20 protein-coding genes and 1 pseudogene are annotated in these 21,756 nt (G+C 37.8%); 17 read left to right on the top strand and 4 right to left on the bottom strand.

The features are described from left to right. Window positions 1-32: 32 nt before the first annotated feature. From ACWPVE_RS04135 to ACWPVE_RS04090, 10 genes and pseudogenes are all read left to right on the top strand, one after another. Complete coding sequence (locus ACWPVE_RS04135; protein WP_453990975.1) at window positions 33-1,844, top strand: sensor histidine kinase; 1,812 nt, start codon at window positions 33-35, stop codon at window positions 1,842-1,844. Next, window positions 1,825-2,574, top strand: coding sequence for a response regulator transcription factor (locus ACWPVE_RS04130; RefSeq protein WP_453990973.1), 750 nt, complete (start codon window positions 1,825-1,827; stop codon window positions 2,572-2,574). Before ACWPVE_RS04135 ends, ACWPVE_RS04130 begins: the two co-directional genes overlap by 20 nt. Window positions 2,575-2,595: 21 nt before the next feature. After that, on the top strand, window positions 2,596-3,321 hold the full coding sequence (locus tag ACWPVE_RS04125; protein ID WP_453990971.1) for a ThuA domain-containing protein: 726 nt from the start codon (window positions 2,596-2,598) through the stop codon (window positions 3,319-3,321). A gap of 22 nt (window positions 3,322-3,343) precedes the next feature. Beyond that, the gene (locus ACWPVE_RS04120) at window positions 3,344-4,372 is read left to right on the top strand and encodes a Gfo/Idh/MocA family protein (RefSeq protein ID WP_453990969.1); all 1,029 of its coding nucleotides are present in this window, start codon (window positions 3,344-3,346) and stop codon (window positions 4,370-4,372) included. 112 nt (window positions 4,373-4,484) lie between these two features. Next, window positions 4,485-5,453, top strand: coding sequence for a sugar phosphate isomerase/epimerase family protein (locus ACWPVE_RS04115; RefSeq protein WP_453990966.1), 969 nt, complete (start codon window positions 4,485-4,487; stop codon window positions 5,451-5,453). A 348-nt stretch (window positions 5,454-5,801) separates the two neighbouring features. Then, a complete protein-coding gene (locus ACWPVE_RS04110) occupies window positions 5,802-6,065 on the top strand; it encodes a (2Fe-2S)-binding protein (RefSeq protein ID WP_453990964.1) in 264 nt (87 codons plus the stop codon). Beyond that, a pseudogene (locus tag ACWPVE_RS04105) lies at window positions 6,062-6,364 on the top strand ((2Fe-2S)-binding protein); the annotation flags it as partial. The gene ACWPVE_RS04110 and the pseudogene ACWPVE_RS04105, both read left to right, overlap by 4 nt. Before the next feature lie 94 nt (window positions 6,365-6,458). Next, a complete protein-coding gene (locus tag ACWPVE_RS04100; RefSeq protein ID WP_453990962.1) occupies window positions 6,459-7,664 on the top strand; it encodes an NAD(P)/FAD-dependent oxidoreductase in 1,206 nt (401 codons plus the stop codon). Between the two features lie 70 nt (window positions 7,665-7,734). Further along, complete coding sequence (locus tag ACWPVE_RS04095; protein WP_453990960.1) at window positions 7,735-8,910, top strand: NAD(P)/FAD-dependent oxidoreductase; 1,176 nt, start codon at window positions 7,735-7,737, stop codon at window positions 8,908-8,910. A gap of 107 nt (window positions 8,911-9,017) precedes the next feature. Further along, the gene (locus tag ACWPVE_RS04090) at window positions 9,018-9,305 is read left to right on the top strand and encodes a putative quinol monooxygenase (RefSeq protein ID WP_453990958.1); all 288 of its coding nucleotides are present in this window, start codon (window positions 9,018-9,020) and stop codon (window positions 9,303-9,305) included. Window positions 9,306-9,350: 45 nt separating this feature from the next. Here the strand turns inward: ACWPVE_RS04090 and ACWPVE_RS04085 are convergent, their stop codons facing one another. Further along, window positions 9,351-10,031, bottom strand: a complete 681-nt coding sequence (locus ACWPVE_RS04085; protein WP_453990956.1) for a phosphoribosylaminoimidazolesuccinocarboxamide synthase — start codon at window positions 10,029-10,031, stop codon at window positions 9,351-9,353. A gap of 204 nt (window positions 10,032-10,235) precedes the next feature. Here ACWPVE_RS04085 and ACWPVE_RS04080 point away from each other — a divergent pair, with 204 nt between their 5' ends. Then, complete coding sequence (locus tag ACWPVE_RS04080) at window positions 10,236-11,720, top strand: amidase (protein WP_453990954.1); 1,485 nt, start codon at window positions 10,236-10,238, stop codon at window positions 11,718-11,720. 274 nt (window positions 11,721-11,994) lie between these two features. Here the strand turns inward: ACWPVE_RS04080 and ACWPVE_RS04075 are convergent, their stop codons facing one another. Continuing rightward, on the bottom strand, window positions 11,995-12,975 hold the full coding sequence (locus ACWPVE_RS04075; RefSeq protein WP_453990953.1) for a diaminopimelate dehydrogenase: 981 nt from the start codon (window positions 12,973-12,975) through the stop codon (window positions 11,995-11,997). Window positions 12,976-13,252: 277 nt separating this feature from the next. Here ACWPVE_RS04075 and ACWPVE_RS04070 point away from each other — a divergent pair, with 277 nt between their 5' ends. From ACWPVE_RS04070 to ACWPVE_RS04045, 6 genes are all read left to right on the top strand, one after another. Continuing rightward, on the top strand, window positions 13,253-14,605 hold the full coding sequence (locus ACWPVE_RS04070) for an MATE family efflux transporter (protein ID WP_453990950.1): 1,353 nt from the start codon (window positions 13,253-13,255) through the stop codon (window positions 14,603-14,605). Between the two features lie 457 nt (window positions 14,606-15,062). Continuing rightward, window positions 15,063-15,965: a pyrroloquinoline quinone biosynthesis protein PqqB gene (pqqB, locus tag ACWPVE_RS04065; RefSeq protein WP_453990948.1), complete on the top strand. Its 903-nt coding sequence runs from the start codon at window positions 15,063-15,065 to the stop codon at window positions 15,963-15,965. Between the two features lie 2 nt (window positions 15,966-15,967). Then, window positions 15,968-16,699 carry a pyrroloquinoline-quinone synthase PqqC gene (gene pqqC, locus ACWPVE_RS04060; RefSeq protein ID WP_453990946.1) on the top strand — a complete coding sequence of 244 codons (732 nt, stop codon included), beginning with the start codon at window positions 15,968-15,970 and terminating at the stop codon, window positions 16,697-16,699. A gap of 25 nt (window positions 16,700-16,724) precedes the next feature. After that, entirely contained in the window at window positions 16,725-17,039 is a 315-nt protein-coding gene (gene pqqD, locus ACWPVE_RS04055) for a pyrroloquinoline quinone biosynthesis peptide chaperone PqqD (protein ID WP_453990944.1), read from the top strand. Continuing rightward, complete coding sequence (gene pqqE, locus ACWPVE_RS04050) at window positions 17,017-18,126, top strand: pyrroloquinoline quinone biosynthesis protein PqqE (protein WP_453990942.1); 1,110 nt, start codon at window positions 17,017-17,019, stop codon at window positions 18,124-18,126. The genes pqqD and pqqE overlap by 23 nt, the downstream gene beginning before the upstream one ends. 428 nt (window positions 18,127-18,554) lie before the next feature. Further along, window positions 18,555-19,811 carry an MFS transporter gene (locus ACWPVE_RS04045; protein ID WP_453990940.1) on the top strand — a complete coding sequence of 419 codons (1,257 nt, stop codon included), beginning with the start codon at window positions 18,555-18,557 and terminating at the stop codon, window positions 19,809-19,811. 39 nt (window positions 19,812-19,850) lie between these two features. On the opposite strand, the gene ACWPVE_RS04040 is transcribed toward ACWPVE_RS04045, so the two are convergent. Further along, on the bottom strand, window positions 19,851-20,936 hold the full coding sequence (locus tag ACWPVE_RS04040) for a DUF1648 domain-containing protein (RefSeq protein ID WP_453990938.1): 1,086 nt from the start codon (window positions 20,934-20,936) through the stop codon (window positions 19,851-19,853). Then, the gene (locus ACWPVE_RS04035; RefSeq protein ID WP_453990936.1) at window positions 20,933-21,325 is read right to left on the bottom strand and encodes a GntR family transcriptional regulator; all 393 of its coding nucleotides are present in this window, start codon (window positions 21,323-21,325) and stop codon (window positions 20,933-20,935) included. Before ACWPVE_RS04035 ends, ACWPVE_RS04040 begins: the two co-directional genes overlap by 4 nt. Window positions 21,326-21,756: the final 431 nt, after the last annotated feature.

Here is a 21,756-nt window from a genome sequence, read left to right as displayed (position 1 = left end):
AATACTGTATATATTTAGGAGGGAGATACCCTTTGTTTAAAAAGAGCATTAGAAATAGACTGATTGTACTATTGCTACTTACAACAATCATACCGTTTGGAACATCCATTGCAATTACCTATTTTCATATTAAAGAATCGTTGAAGGATCAAGTCGTTCAAGAAAATAAAAGTCTCCTATATCAAGGGAAGGAAAATCTCTCAGGCTATATTCGCGAGCTCAATGGTTTATCACTCTCCCTTTATAATAATCCCGATTTTGTGAGTTTCTTAAAATTTCCTTATAAGGAAAATCATTATCCGATAGTTGAAAATGTGAAGAATGTTTTGCAAACAATTTTAAATGCTGAAGAGAATATTGAGAGGGTATATATTACTTTTTCAAACGATGACAAAATTGTCTCAATATCAAAGAAATCAGCGGTCGTCTTTGCAAATAAAATAGAAAATGTAAACGAAGAAGCTTTCAAAAAGGCTAAAAATAGTGCGGGTTATATGTATATTGAGCCAATTCATATCCAGAAAAATTTAGATAATATCGTAAATGTAAAACGGCCGAAAACCGTATTATCCATACATCGAGCTTTTATCAATTCACCGTCTAAAGAAGTTCTTGCATTTGTTACATTGGAAATTACACCAGATAAAATCTTTAATTTAAGTGAAAATCTATATAACGAAGAAAATGAGGAATTTTATATTGTTTCAGCAGAAGGGGATTTTATCTATCAATCCAAACAAGAAGAAAAGGAACTTCACAAAGCATGGATTGACAAATTAGTCCATACAAATGAAGAACAGGGAACCATAGAGTGGAGCGATGATTCCTTCCAAGGTGTCATGGTCTATAATAAGCTCCCAGAGATTTCAGGGAACTGGATGCTAGTGAAGAGAATTCCCTATACAACTCTTTATGAAAGCGTGAATCGTGTAGCGTTGATTAACATCTTATTTGGTGTCGTTGGATTAATTTTAGTTGTGTTAGCAACTTTATTTGTTTCCTTTAAAATAACGTCACCCATTCGAATTCTTTTACACAATATCCGTCAAGTAGAAGAAGGTAACATGGATGTGAATTTACAATCACTAGGCGAGGATGAAATTGGGGTATTAGGAAATCGCTTCAAGCAGATGATAGAAAAAATTGATCATCTTATTAATAAGGAATATAAGCTTCAGTTAGAAAATAAAACGAATCAATTACGCGTTTTACAATCACAAATAAATCCGCATTTTTTATATAATGCACTTCAGTCCATAGGTACACTTGCGCTAAAAAACAATGTACCACAAATTTATTCATTAATCACTCAGCTTTCCAAGATTATGAGGTACGGAATGAATATGGAGGAAGACATCATTCCATTCATTAAAGAAATAAATTATATAAAAGCGTTTCTTCTTTTACAAAAAGAAAGATTCGGTGAGCAATTAGAATTTATCATTGATGTTGATGAAAATGCTCAATTTGTGAAGGTGCCCAAGATGATTCTGCAGCCTATCATTGAGAACTATTTCAAGCATGGATTTGATGATCGGACAGACACTGGTCGCATTACAATCACTACTATCGTCGAGCAAAATGAACTAATTATCTCTATAAAGGACAATGGGAAGGGTGTAACGCAAGAAAGACTCCAAGAAATTTATTCGTATTTTCATAGTGAAAAGAATTTGGGGAATGGGTCTAATATCGGTCTTAAAAATGTATATGCCAGATTAAAACTTTATTATCATGACCAAGCAACTTTACAACTTCAAAATAATGAGGAAGGTGGTTTTTTAGTTACCATGAAACTTCCAACTGATTTGAAAGGTGCCGATTATGAAAGCGATTATAGTTGATGATGAAAAGCATGTACGAGAAGGACTACTTCTGCTAGCTGAGTGGAAAAAGTTTGGGATTCATACAGTTTTAGAAGCAAAAGATGGGGAAGAAGCCACTAGGATCATTAAGGAGCATCAGCCAGAAATCATATTTACTGATATGAGAATGCCAAAAAAAGATGGAATTAGCCTGTTGAAATGGATACACACATCCAAGATTTTGAGTAAGACAATTGTAGTAAGCGGTTATGATGATTTTGAATACATGAGAAATGCCATTTATTATAAAAGCTTTGATTATTTATTAAAGCCAATCGAGCCAGATCTTCTTAATGAAACATTAGAAAGAGCTGTTAACGAATGGAAGGAGCAAGCCCACCATCAAAAGGCTATAGACACGTCCACTACAATTCAAAAAGAGAAAAAAGGAATTCATTTGATTGAAGAATTTATAAGACAAAATTATCAAAATGAAATCAATTTGCAAGAAATTGCTGACCGATTTTTCTTTAGTAGGGAGTACATTTCAAGGAAATTTAAACAAGAATTTAATGATACAATTACGGACTATGTGATTAAAATTCGCATGGAAAAAGCAAAGGAATTATTAGAGAACTCACATCTAAAAATCTATGAAATTGCTAATCACGTGGGATATCGGGATGAGAAATATTTTAGCAAGCTATTTAAGAAGTTAATTGGGATAAGACCGAATGAATACCGAAATATGAAAATAAAAGTAAAATGATTAAATTGGAGGAATAAAACAATGTTACAAGTAACGGTTTGGAATGAAAATCGCCATGAGCAGAAGAATCCGATTGTACGAGAGATATACCCAGAGGGCATTCATGGAGCGATTGCAAGCTATTTGAGAGAGGAGCAATTCCAGGTGAGAACAGCAACGCTTGATGAGCCAGAGCACGGCTTAACAGATGATGTTCTCGCTCAGACAGATGTTTTAATATGGTGGGGACATCTTGCCCATCATGAAGTAAGTGATGCAATCGTTGAAAAGGTCAAGCAACGGGTTCTTGACGGAATGGGGCTAATTGTTCTTCATTCAGGTCACTTTTCGAAAGTTTTTAAAGCATTGATGGGAACATCCTGTGATTTAAAATGGCGAGAAGCAGATGAAAAAGAAAGAATTTGGATAGTTGACCCAAGTCATCCGATTACAGAAGGGCTTGGTGAATATATAGAGCTTGAAAAAGAAGAAATGTATGGGGAACATTTTGATATTCCAGCACCTGACCAGCTCTTAATGGTGAGTTGGTTTGAAGGTGGCGAGGTATTTCGAAGTGGTTGTACATATCAAAGAGGAAAAGGAAAAATCTTTTATTTTCGTCCAGGACATGAAACGTATCCAACCTATCACCAAAAAGATATTCAACTAGTGATCCGTAATGCAGTTAAATGGGCAGAACCTACTAAACTTCCAAAACCTAATTATGGGAACGCAAAACCACTAGAAGAAATTAAAGCAAATAAATAAATACATAGGGAGGAATAGCCGAATGAGTAAAATAAAAGTTGCTGTGATTGGTTGCGGGAGTATTGCCCAACATCGTCATTTACCAGAATATGCAATGAACGACAATATTGAGATTGTAGCAGTGTGTGATGTTGTTGATGAACGTGCTAAAAAGATTGCGAGTGAGTATGGTGTAAAAGCCTATACAAGCTATGAAGAACTCCTTGAAAATCCTGATATAGATGCAGTTAGTGTTTGTACACCAAACTATCTGCATGCACCGATATCAATTGCGGCATTAGAAGCAGGAAAGCATGTCCTTTGCGAAAAACCAATGGCTACTTCAAAGGAAGAAGCGTTAAATATGATTGAAGCAGCGAAGAAAAACAACAAAAAGCTGATGATTGGGCATAATCAGCGATTTGTTCCCTCACATCAAAAGGCAAGACAGTTGATTGAAGAGGGGGTACTCGGAAAAATTTATAGCTTCCGAACAGCCTTTGGGCATGGTGGGCCAGAAGGATGGAGTGTTGATGGGGCGGATAGCTGGTTCTTTAAGAAGAGCGAGGCCTTTATTGGGGCAATGGCGGATCTTGGTGTCCATAAAACTGACTTGCTACGTTACTTGTTGGGTGAAGAGTTTGTAGAGGTAGGAGCGTTCGTTGAAACAAGTGCTAAGGAAAATGCGGATGTAGATGATACAGCAGTCTGTATTCTACGAACAGAATCAGGAATTATTGGAACTTTATCTGCGAGCTGGTCTTATGTTTCAAAAGAGGATAATTCAACGATCATTTATGGAGAAAAGGCGATATTACGTTTAGAAGATGATCCTGTTAATAATCTCATTATTCAATATGCAAATGGGGAGGTTGTAAAGTTTGAATTAGGGGGTATTCAAACAAATGAAGATGGTGGACAAACAAATACAAACGTTATTTCTCATTTCGTCCAATCCATTGTTACCGACACGACTCCACCTGTGCCAGGAGAAGAAGGAATGAAATCACTACAAGTGATTTTGTCAGCACTTGAATCAAAAGAGACGAAGAAGATTATCACAATTAACTGAGGTATAAAAAGCGAGTAAACTGTGAATTAAACATCTTGGAGTAGACGAACAATTGCACGGGCACTGCATATTCTTAAGAAGGATTAAAATGTAGCGGGAGGAAAAACGTGAAATGAAACTAGGAGTATTTACTGTATTATTCTCAGAGAAAAGCTTTGAAGATATGCTTGATTTTGTGGTGGATTCTGGATTACATGCTGTAGAAATTGGTACTGGTGGATACCCTGGCAATGCCCATTGTGATTTAGATGCATTGCTCGAAAGTGAAGAAAAACGAAAAGAATATTTAGAAAAAGTGACATCACGAGGGCTACAAATAAGTGCGTTTAGCTGTCATGGAAATCCGATATCACCTGATAAAAAGTTTGCCATGGAATCTCATCAGACTTTGATAAAGACAATTAAACTTGCAAGTTTATTAGGTGTTCCAGTTGTCAACTGTTTTTCAGGTACAGCAGGAGACTATGAAGGTGCAAAATATCCAAACTGGCCAGTTGCTCCTTGGCCAAATGAATTTACTGATATTTTAAAATGGCAATGGGAAGAAAAATTAATCCCCTATTGGAGGGAGTGGGGGCAATTTGCAAAAGACCATAATGTGAAGATCGGGCTCGAGCTTCATGGGGGTTTTTTAGTTCACACTCCTTATACCCTTCTTAAGCTACGAGAGGAAACATGTGATGCGATTGGAGCGAATCTTGATCCTAGTCATTTATGGTGGCAAGGAATTGATCCTATAGCAGCAATCAAAATTTTAGGTAAGGCAAATGCGATTCACCATTTTCATGCCAAGGATACGTATATTGATCAAGATAACGTCAATATGTATGGACTAACAGACATGCAGCCATACGGGAATATTCAAACAAGAGCGTGGACTTTCCGTTCTGTAGGATGTGGTCATAGTTTACAAGAATGGTCAGATATGATGAGTGCTCTTCGAACATACGGATACGATTATGTCGTAAGCATTGAGCACGAGGACCCAATTATGTCAATTGAAGAAGGATTTACCCGTGCTGTACGAAACTTAAAGACAATCATACTTGAAGAATTACCAGGAAATATGTGGTGGGTTTAGGGGTACCTAAATAGTTTACTAGTTTACATAGATGAATTATCTTAAAATAAAGGACCTTTCAAGGTCCTTTTCTTGCATGCAAAACAATAATAATGCATCATTCAATTTTGTTTTTCCATTAAAAGAAATTACTTCAATTTTGACAAACAAGATATTAATAATATTGGAGTTTAACTTAAACTAAATCATAGTATAATAGAATATAAGAAAGCGTTTACTTTTTTTATCTGTATCATATTTTTTTGAGAGTTTAGGTAAAATTTTTTTTATTTAACAAAGGTTCATATATTACCTAACCTTAAATCATTTTTTAAACACACATTTTTTGGCAAAAGGAGGATTTGCCCGATGGAAAAACTGGTTATATGCAGATGTGAAGAAGTGACCTTAGCAGACATCAAAGATACAGTTGCTAAATATGAGTGCTCTGCGCGTGAGGTGAAATTGCGTACACGAGCAGGAATGGGATATTGTGGTGGACGCATGTGTCGAACATCAGTCGATGCCGTTTTGCATGAGATTAAGGGAGAGAAACCTGGTAATGAAATTCCATTAAATATAAAGCCACCTGTTAGACCAGTATCTCTATCATCATTAGGAGGTCAATCATGAATAACCGTATCGTAAACCATCCTGTTTTAGGTGATTTAGAAAATAAAAAAAAGATTACATTTACATATGATCAGAAAACTCTTCAAGGATATGAAGGAGATACGATTGCTTCTGCTCTTCTAGCAAACGGAATTCGCCTACTGCGAGTCCATGAAGAAAGCGGAAAGCCTCGAGGAATCTATTGTAATATCGGGCATTGCTATGAATGTCGAATGACTGTTAATGATACATCAGGGGTCCGTGCTTGCTTGACTGAATTAAAGGAAGGCATGATTATCGAAAGTGGAAAAATTCAACCCTTACCATTTGCTCGAAAAACAGATGCAGACGATATGCCTCGAACATATGCAGAGTTTAGCAAAAAATGCAAAAGCAACAAGGAGGAAGGGTCACATGTATGATGTTGTTGTCATTGGTGCTGGGCCAGCAGGCTTGTCAGCAGCGATTGCTTGTCGTGAATGGGATTTACACGTCCTAGTCATTGATGAATATCCACAACCTGGTGGCAGATTACTTGGGCAGCTATATCAGGAATCCAATGGAGAATGGTGGAATGGGATAGAAGAAACAAAAAAATTGCTACAGAAGGCAACTGAATTGGAGACAGAAATTCGCTGCAGTATCTCCGTTCACCATATCGAAAAGCTGAATACAGGCTTTTGTGTTCATACAAACAAAGGAAGGTACAATACAGAGAATTTACTACTCGCAACGGGTGCAGCAGAAACACCTGCCCCAATACCTGGGTGGACTCTACCTGGTGTTATGTCAATTGGTGCTGCACAAGTCATGACAAATGTGCAGCGAGTACGTGTCGGTAAGAAAGGTATTATCGCAGGGATTAATGTTCTGTCAGTCGCCATTGCACGGGAATTGCAACTAGCAGGTATTGATCTTCATAGCATGGTTTTGCCCACTGTAAATTCAGTTACGAAACAAGCTGGAAATCCGAAGCATGTGATGGAAGGGTTAATTCGGGTAGCACATTTAGCCCCTTCTGCTTTCCTTCGTTTCGGCAGTAAATTCGCAAAAACTACTTGGGTTCGTGACTTAGCCCTACAGTTTTATCCTAGTGGTGGTGTGAAAATGTGGGGAATGCCTATCCACGTCCGGAAAGCAATCATTGAAATAAATGGTACGGAACAAGTAGAATCTGTAACAGTGTGCAAAGTTACAGCAGATGGGGAACGTATACCAGGCACTGAAGAAACAATTGACGTAGATTTTGTTTGTATCGCAGGCGGACTTTATCCACTAGTAGAATTGGCTTCAGTAATCGGTTGCCCTTTCCAATATATTGAAGAACTTGGTGGACATGTTCCAGTTCATAATGAACAAATGGAGACACCAATTGAAGGTTTGTACGTCGCGGGGAACATTACAGGTATTGAAGGTGCAAAAGTGGCAGCTGCACAAGGTACTCTTGCGGGATTATCCATTGCTAGAAGTAGATTAATCGATATTGCTGACATCAGTGATAAAGTGACCCAAGCTATGGAAAATGTAAAAACGACCAGGGAAAATGCAGCCATTCAATTCCATCCTGGGATCAATGAGGGACGAGCAAAAATGGAAAAAGCATTCCATGCATATATGTAAGAGAAAGGTACGTTCATGTTTGTCTCTTTTTCTATTATTTTAAGTATTGTTTATAGGGAGGTTCCTAGATATGAATAATAGTCACACAGAAGTAGCCATTATAGGTGGTGGGATTGTTGGCTGTGCAATAGCATATTATGTATCAAAAGCAGGTATAGATTGTACGTTGATTGAAAAAGGGGATCTCGTAAGTGGTACATCTTCTAGGTGTGATGGAAACGTCACAATCGTGGATAAGGATCCAGGATTTGATAGTCAAATGTCGTTGGTAAGTCAGGAGCTAATTCTTGAATTGTATAAGGAGCTCGATTTACCATTTGAATACCGTGCACTAGGAAGTATACTCGTTTGTGATAATGAGGAAGAAATGGATGCAGCAAAAAAGTGGGTCGAGACACAGAGTAAAGCAGGATTGAAATTTCATGTTCTTAATCCAATAGACATTCGTCAAGAATCTCCTTACTTTGCGGATGATATACCAGGGGGATTGGTATGTGAAACAGATTCACTAATTAATCCGTATTTATTTTGCTATTCCTTAGTTGATAAAGCGAAGCAATTTGGATTGAAGTTGCGCACCCATTCTGAAGTCACTGCCATTAAGAAAAACGAAGATTTTACAATCGAAACTACAAACGGAACAATTGTTGCAAAAAAAGTAGTGAATGCTGCAGGGGTATGGGCTCCTTTTATTGGTAAGATGTTAGATATTCATATACCTATCATCCCGAGAAAAGGACATATCCTTGTTGGGGCTAGGCAGAAACCAATTATGATGCGAAATGTGATGGAATTTGGCTATTTGATGAATAAATTTGGACGTGAACGAAAGGTAGACGAGCGAACAAAAGGACATGGCGTAGCGTTAGTTTTAGAACCAACGGAAAGTCAAAACTTTTTGCTTGGCAGCAGTCGTCAATTTGTAGGTTATGATGGAAGTGTTGATATTAACGTCGTCGAAACAATGGCGAAACGAGCCTTACGGTTCTTCCCTAAAATAGACGACTTTAAAATGATTCGTACATACACTGGTTTTAGACCTTGGACAGAAGACCATTTACCGATTATTTCCTCTGTTGAAAAGGTACGTGGATTCTATATCGCAGCTGGACATGAAGGGGATGGTATCAGTTTGGCAACAGTCACGGGGAAATTGGTAGAGGAGTTAGTCCGTGAAAAAGAAGAAACAATTATACCGTTAGAACCACTACGATATGATCGTTTTGCGCATACACCTGTAACTTGATGTCCGACACTTGTAATAGTAAAATTCAATAGAATAAGCTTTCTACTATAATATGAAAAGATTTACTTGTTAATGGAAAGAGTATGAATGAAAAAGGAGTTTTCAACATGATTAAAGTTGTATGTCGAATTAAATTAAAACCAGGAGTAAGCGTAGAAGAATATCTTGCACTTGCAAAAGAAGTGATTATTGAAACTCGAAAAGAAAAAGGGTGTATTACATATACAATTAATCAAGATCTTGATGACCCAACTGTTATTTCAATGCTTGAAGAATGGGAAGATCAAGAGTCTTTAGATGCTCACCTTAATGCCAAACATGTTCTAGAAATTGTTCCAGAGCTTAGAAAACTGCGGGAGAGTACAGAGCTTAACCAATATAAAGAACTATATTAAGACATTTAAAAAGAAGCCAATCCGTTTTGATTGGCTTCTTTTTCATTATAGAAACATCTTTTCTAATTCTAAAGGTTCAATGTACTTTCCATCTTTATAGGCGCGCATGTTTCCGCCTGAGATTTCATCAATCAGCACGATTTGTTTGTTCTCACCAGTACGTCCAAATTCGAATTTAATATCATATAATTCGATGCTCTTTTTAGCAAGTTCATCTTTGACAATACCAGCGATTTGTTGGGTTAGTTGTTTTAGAACTTGGTATTCTGCTTTAGATAAAATACCAAGCATATCCAATGCATCTTCACTAATTGGAGGATCTTCACGTTTGTCATCTTTAAGTGTCACTTCAACAAAAGCATCCAAGGCTTGTCCTTCTTCTGCATATAAGCCATATCGGCGCAGAAAACTACCTACAGCCCGGTATCTGCAAATGACTTCAAGACCTTTACCGAACACTTCTGCAGGTTTTACTGTCATAGTAGCTTTGTCGATATCAGCGTCAATATAGTGAGTTGGAATATCTTTTTCTTTTAGAATTTCGAAAAAGTATTTCGTTAATTTTAATCCTGCACGTCCTGCACCTTCAATTGTTAGCCCTACTGTATTTGCACCTGGATCAAAAACACCATCAACGCCTGTTACATCGTCTTTAAATTGAAGTAAGTAATTTCCGTCCTGCAATTCATAGACATCTTTTGTTTTACCTGTGTACTTTAGCTCCATGTCAATCCCCCTATGCGAAATTCAATTTCATAACATAATAATCATAAAGTGAAAATGGATGTTGCACAAGTGGAAATATTAAAATAACAAAATATTAACGCTTACATTAATGGCCGAAAGGTTTTACAATATTTAATATGCACATATGATAGAGTAAACAGTTGAATTTACTGAAAATTCTATGGAATCTATGGGGGTGTATTGGTGTTTGATTATAAGATGTATGATGGGATTGGGTTGGCAGAGTTAATCAAAAATAAGGAGTTGAAGTTAGAGGAAGTAAGGGAAGCCGCTATCAAAGAAATTCAACAAAAAAATTCTACCTTAAATGCTGTCATTCATATGATAGATGATTCCCCAGAAGAAGGAGCTTTGAGCAATCATACTAGCGTTTTTGCGGGTATACCCATTCTAACAAAAGCAATTCATCAAGAGGTAAAATACCAACCTGTCCTGGAGGGCACGAAGGTTCTTGCCAAGCATGCTGCAGAACAAGATAGTGAGTTTGTCAGGCAATTAAAGGGCATGGGTATTTCAATCCTCGGGATAACGAATGTTCCAGAATTCGGGTTGATGGGAATCACAGAGCCATCCTATTTTGGACCTTCAAAAAATCCATGGAATCCTAATTATACACCAGGTGGATCAAGTGGAGGAGCTGGTGCTGCAGTTGCTTCAGGTATGGTTCCAATAGCAGGTGCAAATGATGGTGGTGGTTCAATTCGCATACCAGGTGCTTTTTGTGGATTATTTGGGTTAAAACCGACTCGTGGTCGAACTCCTATTGGTCCTAATAGTGGCAGAGTATGGCAGGGTGCTTCTGTTAATCACATATTGAGTCGATCCGTACGAGATAGTGCTGCGATGCTTGATGAATATCAATTTGATCGAAACAATGCTTTCATTGCTCCAGTTTATAATGGATCTTTTCTTAGAGCAGCGAATACCCCAATTTCAAGACAGTTAAAAATTGCATTTTCAACTAATTCACCTCTTGGAAGCAGTGTTGACCAGGAGTGTCGCGAAGCCGTACGTAAAACTGCTAATCTACTCGAAGAGATGGGACATATAGTGGTAGAGAAGGAAGCACCTGTTGATGGTAAAAAACTAGCAAATTATTATATGTTATTGTATTTTGCAGAAGTAGCTAGTACGTTAAGAGCATTAGAGGAAACCATTGGACGGAAAATAAGATACGACGACGTTGAACCCACTACTTGGATACTTGGATTACTAGGGAAAGCTGTATCTGCAGAAGAGTTCTTAATAAGTTTAAAATATTGGGACGAAGTTGCCATTCAAATGCAGAATTTTCATGATGATTATGATTTTTATATGACTCCTACAACGGCGATGCCTCCATCAAGAATAGGTGAACTAGATTTACGAACTTTTGAAAAAACGTTGATTCGAACTGTTGGAAGTCTTGGTTTGGGAGGAATTTTAAAAAAGTCTGGATTTGTGGATCAGTTGGCATATAAGAGTCTTGAGCGTACTCCATTTACTCAACTTGCTAATTTTACTGGGCAACCAGCCATGACTCTACCAATGCATATTACAAAGGAAGGCTTACCATGTGGTGTTCAAGTGATGGCAAGACGTGGAAGAGAAGACCTTCTACTTCAACTAGCAGGACAGTTAGAGAAATCAAACGCATGGATTGATGTAACCCAAAACCCTACTTATTAATTTGTTCTGTACATAAGGAGCAGGACAGTTAAGATGAGACCGTTCTCGCTGAAAAAATAAAAGATCAGTCGACATCTTGAGGTGACAGTGAGCTCCGTGACCCATATTTATTGGACAACTTTATCACGAGTAGTCAGAAAGAGGTATTTCAATTCTGCTTGTAGATGGTTAATTGATGGGGTGGGGTAGCCGATGTCATATAAAGAAAGGGAATTGTTGATAAAAAAATCACTCCCCAATAAGGTGAGTGATTTTTTGTTGGTATTTTTGAATCCTATAGAAAATCTTTTCTTAGTTCTTCAGGTGAACGTGGTGAAATATAGCCTGGTGCGATATCAAAAACGGTTTTTGCGCCAAATTGCTTTTCTTGGCTAAGTCGATAAGCAGCTCTTGCATATGCGACTAAAACACTTGATGTGAATTCTGGGTTACTGTCTAATTTTAGTGAGAATTCGTAGATTTGTGTAGTATCTTCACCCGTTTTCCCGCCGCGAATCACAAATCCGCCATGAGGGGCTTTTGTGTGGTCACGATTTAATTCTTCTTCAGAGATAAAATTCACTTCTGTATCATAATCAGCGAAATAGTTTGGCATTGTTTTGATTTCATTTTCGATCGCTGCTTTGTCTGCACCCTCTTCCGCAACAACATAACATACACGACGGTGTTTTTCAGCGGTTGATAATTCTGGATTTGCCCCACTTCGGACTTTTTCCATGGCATCTTCAGAAGGTATCGTATATTGAACACCATTTTTAACTCCCTCTACACGTCTAACCGCGTCAGAGTGACCTTGGCTCAGTCCTTTACCCCAGAAAGTATAATTTTCACCATTTGGTAGAATGGCATCTGCCATCACACGGTTAATAGAGAATAAGCCTGGGTCCCAACCTACAGAAATAATGGCAGTTGTATTTTTTGCAGCCTCATTAACAGCTTGATAAAATTCAGGAATTTTTGCGTGTGTATCAAAACTATCCACAGTATTAAAAAGTTTTGCAAATTGTGGAGTTTGTTCAGGTAGGTCTGTAGCTGATCCTCCACATAAAAGCATTACATCAATTTTATCTTGATAATCACTTGCATTCGAAATATGTTCAGCCTTTACATTTGGTTCATCAAGAACTAGATCTTGCGGATCTCTTCTCGTGAAAACTGCTACTAATTCCATATCAGGAGCTTGTTTAATAGCCTTAACTGCGCCTTTTCCAAGATTACCGTAACCTACGATGCCTAATTTAATTTTATTGCTCATATACATACTCCTTTACCAAAATTACTATCAAAATGGGACAGAGGGACAGGTTCTCTGTCCTACTGGATGAGACGCGGGACCTGTCCCTCTGTCCCGTTTGATATTACCTATAATAATAGAAACTTCTCAAATATGCCAATATTTTTATTTAGAAAAATAGACAGTAATGTCATTTTTTGTAATATATTATCTCAAATCATTAAAGATTAACCTGTTTTTAAAAAAGGTATGATATCCTAAAAATAATAGGATTTAGACAATAAGGAGTGTTATTGCATTGGCGCAGCAAGATTTTACGCAAGGGTCGATTAAAAGACAGCTAGTTTACTTTGCTGGTCCCATTATGTTGACCAATCTGCTTCAAGTCTCTTATCAATTTATAGATAGTTTGTGGGTGGGAAATTTATTAGGAGCGAATGCACTAGGTGCTGTTACGATTTCTTCCACAGTTGTTGTGACGATTTTAGCGTTTATTATAGGAATCAACAATGCCACTTTAACCATTCTATCGCAAAAAAAGGGAATGGATGATGACTATGGATTGAAAAGGTATGTGAACGCATTTGTCGTCTTATTATCAATTCTTTCCATTGTGGTCGGCTTGTTTGGATTCTTTTTCTCAAAGCAACTTCTAATGTTTTTAAATACACCAGCAGCAATGCTTCAAGAGGCCAGTGCTTATTTAGAAATTAATTTTCTAGGTATATTATTTATCATGGGGTATAACTTTATTGGTACGGTCCTAAGGGCATTAGGTGACGGCAAAACACCATTACGATTTGTGTTGTTGGCAGTTATTTTAAATGCTATTTTAGATCCATTATTCATTTCTGTTCTTGATTGGGGTATACATGGAGCAGCGTGGGCGACGATATTAGCTCAGGGGATAGCATTTTTATGGGCATTCGGATATACGTTCCGTCATAAGCTTGTTCCATATAGTCTGCCACGTTTACCGAGTAAGGAAGAAATTTGGTTGATTTTAAGATTGGGAATTCCTGCTGGTTTACAAATGATGGTTATCTATGCAGGTATTACAGCAATCTTATCAGTAGTAAATTCATTTGATGGTGCAGTAGTAGCAGGATTTGGTGCATCCCAACGTATTGATAGTTTAATAACCATTCCAGCTATGGCATTAGGAACAGCTGTTACTAGCATGGCAGGACAAAATATTGGGGCAAATAAATGGGAACGAGTCCGCCAAATTGCCTTGTATGGGACTATTTTCAATGTGGCTATTATGTTGTCAATCGCATTAGTTGTATTCCTGTTTGCAGATGGATTTACGAAGTTGTTTATACGGGATACTGAAGCAGTTACTTTTGGTTCGGACTTTTTAAAAATAGTCGCCTTCTTTTATCCGTTCATTGGTATCAATTTTATTCTTAACGGAATTGTGAGAGGAGCCGGTGCCATGTATCAGGTATTGGTTCTAAATATCCTTTCCTTTTGGCTGCTTCGCTATCCTTTAACTTATTTTTGTTCTAGTCTCATCGGACAGAATGGAATAGCGCTAGGAATGGGTATTAGTTTTATCATTAGCAGTATATTTTCCTTTTCCTATTATAAGTGGGGAGGTTGGAAAAGGAAGGAACTATTTAGTGCGAAAGTCGCTTTAAAACAATAACAAGTTAGTAACAATGCTCATCATTTTTTGAGCATTGTTTTTTGTGTTTTTTGAGAATGGGACAACTTTATGTCGAAATTCATAGTTATTTTGCGCATGTTATTTACATAAGAATAGGTTGAAAGGGTGCGATTTTATCCCATACTATGTCTTCTTTTTAAGAAAAACACAAATTTGCTTGTAAAGATTTAAGCTTTACGTCTTAATGGAAAAGTTTCGCAAGCTCCCCCTGCAATCTGCAGGGAAATTAACACCAGTAAACTTTTCATTTTATCTTCCAAACGATTCATTTTAAAGATTTTTAGGGGAGGTGAAAAGCATGTGGATTATTCCTGACTATGAAGTTATCCATACTGCGGCTGAGGTAACGATGTATTCCTACATTCGTGAGTAACTAACACTTAACATGTATAAAAAGTAGATTTGAAGGGATTGAAGAAAAATTCGAATTAGGGTTTTGGGGGTAGCGGCGGGAGGAGGTTTTCCACAGTGGAATTGTGCATGCCCCAATTGCCGTGATGTACGCAGAGGAGATCCTGCACTTACACCGATGTTACAATCTTCCCTTGTCATTAGTGCAAATAATAAAGACTGGTACCTTGTCAATGTGGGCCCGGATGTTAGTAGACAGATAGAGTCCTTTCCTGAGCTACATGCGGGTCCTGGAATTAGAGAAACACCACTTGCTGGTGTCATTTTAACAGATGCAGAGCTTGATCATTCAATTGGTTTATTGTCGTTAAGAGAAGGTTCGCACTTAACAATTTACGGGACAGACACAGTAAAAAAATGTTTACATTCTGCCTTTCCAATCTTTCCTATGCTGAAAAACTATTGTTCTTGGAAATGGCAATCGTTAACAACTCATACTCCAAATCGGCTTGGGGTTGCGAATGAGGATTCTATTTTAATCGAGACTGTTCCAGTTTCAAGTAAACCACCACTGTATGTACAGTCAAATGATCATGATCAAGATGACATTTGGGAGGTAGGGTTACTTTTAAAAAACGAACGGTCTGGAAAAAGTGTCGCATATTTTCCAACGTTAGATAGGATGACACCAGAAATCGAATCGGCTTTACATAAAGCAGATATTTTGTTGGTGGACGGAACCTTTTGGTCAGAGGATGAATTGGTTTCAATAGGAGCAACAAAGCGAAATGCAAGGGACATGGGGCATTTGCCCATAAGTGGACCTTCTGGAATCATTGAAACATTATCCTCATTTTCAGCTGAACGAAAAATTTTGATTCACATTAACAATAGTAATCCTATTTTAAAAAAGGGTTCGAAGGAAGCCGAGATATTGAAGCGACATGGTATTGAAATTGCGTATGAAGGTATGGAATTGGAGGTTTGATTGTGTCACCACAAGGAGGGTTAGGAAAGGGCAACGCTGAGAAGGAAACACCTTGGTCTCGTGACGAATTTAAAGAAAGATTAATTAATGTTGGGCGCTCTTCGTATCATGACAAACACCCCTTTCATTTGGCAATGCATGAGGGGCGTTTGAGTCGAGAGCAAATCCGTGGATGGGTAGCAAATCGATATTATTACCAAAAGTCAGTTCCGATAAAGGATGCAGTTATTTTGTCCAAACTTCCAACAAGGGAATTTCGGCAAGAGTGGATTCAGCGCATAATTGACCATGATGGAACCCATGAACAAGAGGGTGGAATTGAGGCTTGGTTAAGGCTCGGAGAAGTTGTGGGACTTTCTCGAGAAGAAGTGTTGAGTGAAGTTCATGTAGTACCAGCCGTTCGATTTTCTGTGGATGCTTATGTGAATTTTGCAAAGGAAAAGCCATGGATTGAAGCAGTGGCTTCATCATTGACAGAATTATTTTCACCTATACTTATTTCAGAACGGATTAAAATCTTGGAACGGTTATATCCTTGGATTGACTCTAGCGGACTCGGTTATTTTCGAAATCGTTTAACTCAGGCACCTCGCGACACTGAATTTGCTCTTAACGTTGTACTTGACTATTGCAGAACGTCAAAGGAGCAACAACTTGCAGTAGAGGCATTACAGTTTAAATGTGACGTGCTGTGGGCACAGCTTGATGCAATTGAAAATGCCTTTCCAAATTAAAATCACCAAGAGGGGGTGTGGACTATTGACTATTGGTTTTCCAAAACTCGCTCAAAAGGGGCGACTTAAATTTGATAAGGTAAGAGAAAAACATCTCCTCTTGTTACCTGAGAAGGTAGTTGTTCTGAATGAAACTGCCGCATCTATTCTTGGACTGTGTGACGGGAATGCATCGATTTACACCATCACTGAAAAAATGCGTAATACTCTTGGGGTCGAAAATAACAAAAATGAACTCCCCGAATTTGAAGTAATGCAGCAGGATATCACGGAATTTCTTCTGAAAATGGTGGATGAAGGATGGGTGGTGATGCAAAATGATAGAGATAAAGAAACATAAAGTACAACCTCCTTTTTCGTTACTGGCTGAACTCACACATCGTTGTCCAATGCATTGCCCATATTGCTCAAACCCAATTGAAATGACGTTGAAGGAAATGGAATTATCAACAAATGATTGGAAACGTGTTTTATCAGAAGCGGAAAACCTCGGAGTGGTTGAGGTGCACTTTTCTGGTGGAGAGCCGTTATTATGGAAGGACCTAGAGGAACTCATCGAACATGCAAATTCGCTTGAAATGTATTCAAATTTGATAACAAGTGGGATCGGGCTAACTGTGGAAAAGGCTAAGCAACTCGAGAATGCTGGATTAGCGAATGTCCAAATTAGTTTTCAAGCAGGAACAGAAGCACTATCTGACAGGATTGGTGGATTTAAGGCATTTGAAAAGAAACGTCTGGCTGTTGAAGCCGTAAAAAGTACGGGAATGCACTTAGCTTTAAATGTTGTATTGCATCGGTTAAACATTGATACATTAGAAGAAATTATTATGTTAGCTTATGAACTAGGGGCTGAACGCTTGGAATTGGCTAATACTCAATTTTATAATTGGGCTTTGCTTAATAGGGAACAGCTTCTTCCGAGTGAAGAGCAGATTGAAAGGGCGAGTGATGTTTTCGAGGCAGCGAAAGCACGCTTGGGAAGAGAGATGGAAATTATTTGGGTTATTCCTGATTATTATGCATCAACTCCGAAGCCGTGTATGGGAGGCTGGGGAGCAATCGCTCTGACAGTTGCCCCAAATGGGGATGTCCTTCCCTGTCCAACAGCTGGGATGATTGAAGGAATTACGTTTGAAAATGTCCGTGAGGAATCATTAAGTAGAATTTGGTATGATTCGGATTCGTTTAATCGATTTCGTGGTCATGATTGGTTGCCTGACACTTGTCGATCATGCGAATTCGTGCAACGAGATGGTGGTGGTTGTCGCTGTCAAGCGTTTGCTTTAACAGGTAATGCAAATGCAACAGACCCAGTGTGCCAACTTGCACCTGACCATTATATCGTTGAAAATGCTGTGAAGAAGGCAAATCAAAAGACAGTGGAAGAACCATCGCCGTTAATATTTCGAAAAATAAAGTATTGAGTAAACTGCTAGAGGTGAATGGGCCTCTAGTTTTTTTATGGAAGTATTCAACTGAAAAATATGCATAGTAGGTGATGAAGGTGCGAACGGGATGAGAATTCATCTGAAAGATCTTCATCAGTGTAATGACCGGGCGGAAGGAGTTAAAGAATCGTGCGACAGGCATTTATCGATGTAATGACGGGCAAAATGAGTTAAAACCCACTCGAAAAGCTCATCACCACTGAAATGATGTGCAAAAGGAGTTAAGAACCCATCGAAAATCTTTCAGCGCAAGAATAACTGAATTAGTGTTTAGTTATTGTTCTATATTGCTCGACATCGCCTCATATTCTTGTTCTTTTCCTTTGTGAATAATTACCACTTCAATTTGGAAGGCTTATAAAAAGTGTTTACTAATAAAAGTCTTTCATTAAAGTGGTGAAAAAATGCTAGTAAGGGAAGCTAGTCAAGAAAAAATACATCCAGTAGTTAAAAAACTGATGCTTGTTAATACGATACGCAGCATCGGACAAGGTATGATGATTGTTGTGCTAGCCCTGTATCTTGATGAACTGGGCTGGAGTACGGTAACAATTGGAACGGTTCTTGCAACTAGTGGATTGTTAGGTGTTTTTCTAGCCCCCTTCATTGGTATTTGCAGTGACCACTATGGGAGGAAACCGTTCATTCTTTTTTCGGAACTTTTGACAGCGGGTTGTGCGTTGGTTGGGATCCTCTCGACTCATCCAGTACTTTTGTTTATCTCCATTACGTTATCAGGTTTCGGAAAAGCAGACGCTGGTTCGGCAAGTCCATTTGCGCCAGCAGAACAGGCGTGGCTCGCATCATATATCAAACCTGCAGAACGTGGAAAGATATATAGTATGAATCATGCACTTAGTTTTTTCGGGATGGCAACAGGATCAATGCTTGTTGGAACGATGAGTGTTGGAGATTTTGTAGCGGGAATCTTCTCGTACCAATTTGCCTTTTATTTCATCTTTGTAATTTCACTTTCTACTGCTTCTATTGTATTAACAATACGAAGTGAAGCGATTGAATTGAAAAAGATATTTGTGGATGAGCAGGCAGTTGTTGAAGAAAGGAAAATAAGAAAAGAAGAAAATGTTACGATTCTAAAACTAGCTGGCATAAATGTGTTGAATGGAATAGCTATAGGTCTGACAGGACCGATGATGTCTTATTGGTTTTCAGTGAAATTTGGGGTAAGTAGTGCTCAAATTAGTAGTACATTGGCTTTAACTTTTTTCGCAACTGGTGTGACTTCCATTTTTCAAGCAAGAATTTCTCATAAATATGGTACTGTTCAATCTATTGTGGTGGTTCGCTTTATAGCTTGCCTGCTTTTGGCCCTATTGCCGATATTATCTTCGTATGCCTTTGTCTCCATTCTTTATATCCTTCGAACGGCCTTAAATCGAGGATCACAAGGTGCGCAACAAGCGTTAAGTGTGAGCATAACTCGTGGCAAGCGAAGTGGTTTTGCATCTAGTATTCATCTGTTGTCAATGAGATTACCGATTTCCGTTGGACCGTATATTACGGGGTATCTATTTGGAGTAGGAGCACTTAATTTACCATTTTATCTTGCTGCAGGCTTACAAGGAATGTTTGCCTTTTTATATGGTAAAGCTTTTCGGACTTATGATAGTAAAATGAAATTAAATCCATCCCCAAAATAAACAAACGACAAGCGCATCAAGAACTTGTCGTTTTACTTATTATAATGTACTTAAGATCACAATGATTGCTAACGGTAGTAAAACAATTAAATAACCAATTGGATTACCGAAGTTGATGGTCCAGCCAACACCAAAACGTTTTTCAACAAAGATGGAAGGATCGTTTCTGTTGAAATAGAAGAGTCCACCTTTCCAGTGTGCATCATCGTCATAGTCTGTTACTCCTTCAATCGACTCATCAAAAGTTATCTTATCAGACCGTCCAACTTTTATGGCGAATGCGATCGTAGTCCCTAAAGTGACAACAAGAAAAATAATCGGAATAGACATAACGATGGTTCCTTCCGCTAAGTCAGGGTGTATCGTTCTTAATTGAAAGAAACTAAACATTCCCGTTACTAAAATAGTCGTAAAATACATAAACCAGCTAGTATATTTGCGAAGTGTGAGCTGTCTTAAGCGAGAAGCCGTTGTGGCTGTTGCACTTAATTTTATGCCAGATTTTTTTGTACCAGTATGAATACTTAAAAACATAATCTGCATAACTAATAAGATTAATGGCATTGAAATAGCAGAGATTGGAGTCTTTGCTGTAAAGGCATCAGGTTCACCATTTATTCCCCAATGTGTCGGGATCTGCTCTGGAAGTAGATCATATTGTACAATTGTATAACCAATTACACCAATCGTAATGAAAATAGGTAATAAATAAATATACCATGGGAGCATTTCATCTTTCGCTCGAATTGATAAATCAGCAATTTTAACTTTAGGTTCATTGCTCTTCCAGCTGTTTTTTAATTGAAGTGTTTTACCGTGAAAATAAAAATAGAAGGAAAAGCTGAAAAGAATGATTGCAAATTGAATGATTGTTCCAATAAGGACAGTAAGTTCTTCGGACGGGTTGTTTAACAGGATCCACGTAATATAAGAAGCCAAAACGATAATTGAAATAAGTGATACAAGCAGTGCATATTTCTTTTTAAATGAAGTAAGCGTAGCATTATTTATTTGTTTTTCTGGAACTGTTACACCGAAAATAACGGATCGTTTCACTAGAAATGGAATTGCAGTTTGAATTCCAGCTAAAATGACTGCAATAAGTAGAAATATAGCTAAAGTCATAGGTTTGCCTCCTTTTTCTTTATAATGTCATGAATAATTGTAGTGACAAGTTCTTGTATTTGATCATTCGACATACCGACTACTAGTGATTCCGCAATAAGTAGTTGGTATTCATTTTTTAACCGATCAAGAGCAGATTCATTAAAATCAAGCGGAGATGAAATAACCGCTCCAGATTTTGGAACAATTCGAATAATGCCCTTTTTCTCTAATTGGTGGTAGCTTTTATTGACTGTATGCATATTGATGCCAAGGTCAGCAGCAAAAGCCCTCACGGAAGGTAGGGAATCTCCAGGTTGAATGGACCCACAAGCTATTCCTTCAATAATTTGATTCGTGATTTGCTGATAGATTGGGATTTCTGATTCAGGTTCAATTTGAAGTATCATTCGCATACCTCCTATTTGGAATTAGAACCATAATTCTTTCTGTTATATTTATATTATAACAGTTTTGTTCTAGTTTATCTATAACAAAAGTATATAAAAACAAATATGGGAAAAATTGTAGTGTGGGGGAGTTTGTATAGAAAGACACGATAATGAATTTACATAAAGGGAAGAGCAGTTGAGCTTACTTCAAAGTTTCTAAAAACAATGGAAGAATGGGTACGATAAACTATCCAAAAAGGTCAAAGACATCGAACATTAGTGAGATTTTTGTGATCTACAACCAGTGGAAAATTATCAGTTAGGATAAAAAAACCCCTAAATAAGCAAGTTCACTTTATTTTTCTTCCATTTTAATTTTTGTTATTTTAATCTGGTACTACATACTGTGTAAAAAAGGGGGGATGGGACGAGGATATACCTTATGTCCC

The sequence above is a fragment of the Bacillus nitroreducens genome (assembly GCF_964021195.1).
This window is presented reverse-complemented; position numbering and strand designations above follow the sequence as displayed.

What these genes read in the sequence shown, in the direction of transcription:
- ACWPVE_RS04100 (WP_453990962.1), top strand. Translation starts at nt 6,459, where the DNA reads ATGTATGATGTTGTTGTCATTGGTGCTGGGCCAGCAGGCTTGTCAGCA.
- ACWPVE_RS04040 (WP_453990938.1), bottom strand. Translation starts at nt 20,936, where the DNA reads ATGACTTTAGCTATATTTCTACTTATTGCAGTCATTTTAGCTGGAATT.
- ACWPVE_RS04090 (WP_453990958.1), top strand. Translation starts at nt 9,018, where the DNA reads ATGATTAAAGTTGTATGTCGAATTAAATTAAAACCAGGAGTAAGCGTA.
- ACWPVE_RS04035 (WP_453990936.1), bottom strand. Translation starts at nt 21,325, where the DNA reads ATGATACTTCAAATTGAACCTGAATCAGAAATCCCAATCTATCAGCAA.
- ACWPVE_RS04095 (WP_453990960.1), top strand. Translation starts at nt 7,735, where the DNA reads ATGAATAATAGTCACACAGAAGTAGCCATTATAGGTGGTGGGATTGTT.
- ACWPVE_RS04125 (WP_453990971.1), top strand. Translation starts at nt 2,596, where the DNA reads ATGTTACAAGTAACGGTTTGGAATGAAAATCGCCATGAGCAGAAGAAT.
- ACWPVE_RS04120 (WP_453990969.1), top strand. Translation starts at nt 3,344, where the DNA reads ATGAGTAAAATAAAAGTTGCTGTGATTGGTTGCGGGAGTATTGCCCAA.
- ACWPVE_RS04045 (WP_453990940.1), top strand. Translation starts at nt 18,555, where the DNA reads ATGCTAGTAAGGGAAGCTAGTCAAGAAAAAATACATCCAGTAGTTAAA.
- ACWPVE_RS04130 (WP_453990973.1), top strand. Translation starts at nt 1,825, where the DNA reads ATGAAAGCGATTATAGTTGATGATGAAAAGCATGTACGAGAAGGACTA.
- ACWPVE_RS04110 (WP_453990964.1), top strand. Translation starts at nt 5,802, where the DNA reads ATGGAAAAACTGGTTATATGCAGATGTGAAGAAGTGACCTTAGCAGAC.
- ACWPVE_RS04075 (WP_453990953.1), bottom strand. Translation starts at nt 12,975, where the DNA reads ATGAGCAATAAAATTAAATTAGGCATCGTAGGTTACGGTAATCTTGGA.
- ACWPVE_RS04085 (WP_453990956.1), bottom strand. Translation starts at nt 10,031, where the DNA reads ATGGAGCTAAAGTACACAGGTAAAACAAAAGATGTCTATGAATTGCAG.
- pqqE (WP_453990942.1), top strand. Translation starts at nt 17,017, where the DNA reads ATGATAGAGATAAAGAAACATAAAGTACAACCTCCTTTTTCGTTACTG.
- ACWPVE_RS04115 (WP_453990966.1), top strand. Translation starts at nt 4,485, where the DNA reads ATGAAACTAGGAGTATTTACTGTATTATTCTCAGAGAAAAGCTTTGAA.